This window comes from Mucilaginibacter sp. P4_G9 (assembly GCF_056400985.1).
In genome coordinates this window covers 1-1,920 of the sequence record NZ_JBFUKF010000646.1, presented here as the reverse complement: position 1 = coordinate 1,920, position 1,920 = coordinate 1, and the positions used below count along the sequence as shown (strand labels likewise).

Genomic DNA, 1,920 nt, shown 5'->3' with positions numbered 1-1,920 from the left:
AATACGTGCTATTGGGGGATAGATGCCAAAATCCTGGATCAATATTTTAATGACCCCTAAATTTGCAAAGAAACCGATACAGGCAACTACTGCAAAACGGGAAAACTGTTTATAAGCCGATAGTTTTGACTCTGTAAAAACCAGATAGCGGGTAACTAAAAAGTTTACGATCACTCCCAGTGCAAATGATATAGCTAATGATAATGTGGAATTGCGTATCGTAACAGAGCCTATAGGATAGGTATGCCGGACCAATAAATTATGATAAAAAAGATAGAATGCAGATACATCAACCAAAAAACCTGCACCTGCCGAAAGTACAAACCTGAACACCTGGTTATCTAAAAGCCGATATACCTGCTTTGTATTAGCCATGCTGCAAAGTAGCTGTTTTTTTGTTTTTTAATCCGTTTATAATTAAAGCAGCGCCGCCAATCACCATAATTAATGAAATCATTTCGGCCTGCGTAAAACTGATGCCCGCTACATGGTATTTGGTGTTTACGCGTATCAATTCAATAAAAAAGCGTTCAACACCGGCCAATATCATGTAGATACCAAATAATACACCTGATTCTTTTATGCGATTGCGTAAGCCCCACAAAAACGCAAATAACAATAAACAAATCACACTTTCATAAAACGAGGTAGGATATACAGGATATTGCAATTCATGGCAAAACTTACCAACGCAATTGGCCATTGCTACACCCTCATCATTAACATTATGCGGAAATTTAAATGACCACATCCAATTTGGCGCCCAGCTTAACCATTGTGGCTTTGGTGCAAGGTTAACAATACCCCAATCGCCATCACCAGACATCTGGCAGCCTACACGCCCCACGGCATAAGCTAACATCATACCCGGACCACCAATATCCAGCATATCTAATGGTTTAATACCATGCTTATGGGCTATATAAAGTACCGCGGCACCACCACAAATTAAACCACCGTAAAAAGTTAACCCGCTAAACCCAATTAGCATACCAACCGGGTCCTTCATAAAATCGCCCCAGTTTTCAAGTGCATTAAATAATTTAGCACCGGCAAAACCAAACACAGCGGCCCAAAGTAAAATACTACCCATTAATTCATGGGGATGTGCAGCTACTTCTTCTGTTTTGGGCTGAGGGAGTTTTTGTTTATCACTTTCATAGTACGCCCAATAGGCAAAAGCAGCAGCACCTATTATGCCGCCTATCCAGTTACCGCGCGTAGATAAAAGAAATTCCTGCGGACTATCTAAAAGCAATTGATAGTTTAATACCGCATCAACAATTTTATAACCTAAAATAAAGCCAAATATTCCGTTGCCTATCAGCTCATTAACGGTAGCTGGCTGGCCTATCGTGACTTTCTTTTTAAAGCTATGTATAACACCAATTTTTTCTTTCCTGTTAAACTCCTTAGTGAAAGCCCAATAAGCCGCCATAAATGCTATCGCCACAAAAAAGCCAAAGGTTTGTATAGGTAATGGTAAATTGAAGCCAAAAAGGTATTGAAGAAGCGACGTTATGGTAGGAAACATAGGTTATATTTTGAAGCGAAGATAATATTTAATGAATTAATATTTCTTCGCCTTCTGTTATTTCGACATCACCATCAGGTGAAATGTTTGTTAAGTAAACTGTTTTTAATTCATTTACCAGTATTGGGTCATACTTAGCTTTTACCTTTACGTAGTTACGGGTAAACCCATGCATATAGCCGCCCTTGATATCACCCTCAAACAAAACTTCTTCGTTTTTATTCAGCTGGGTTTCGTAAAAAGCCCGGCGTTTTTTATCTGATAAAATATGCAGCATTTTACTTCTGTCGGCACGTGTTGAACCAGGTACTACCCCTTTCATTTCACTTGCCAGCGTGTTTTCCCTTTCGGAGTATGAAAATACGTGCAGGTATGAAACGTTAAGG

Annotated in this window: 2 protein-coding genes and 1 pseudogene; all 3 read right to left on the bottom strand. The window is 39.3% G+C overall.

From position 1 onward, the window contains the following. Positions 1–375 (bottom strand): GtrA family protein (locus tag AC1DPZ_RS26315; RefSeq protein ID WP_477409079.1); only part of this gene is annotated, 375 nt, incomplete at its 3' end. Further along, entirely contained in the window at positions 368–1,534 is a 1,167-nt protein-coding gene (locus AC1DPZ_RS26310; RefSeq protein ID WP_477409077.1) for a prolipoprotein diacylglyceryl transferase, read from the bottom strand. The genes AC1DPZ_RS26310 and AC1DPZ_RS26315, both read right to left, overlap by 8 nt. A gap of 28 nt (positions 1,535–1,562) precedes the next feature. Next, a pseudogene (locus tag AC1DPZ_RS26305) lies at positions 1,563–1,920 on the bottom strand (tRNA (N(6)-L-threonylcarbamoyladenosine(37)-C(2))-methylthiotransferase MtaB); the annotation flags it as partial.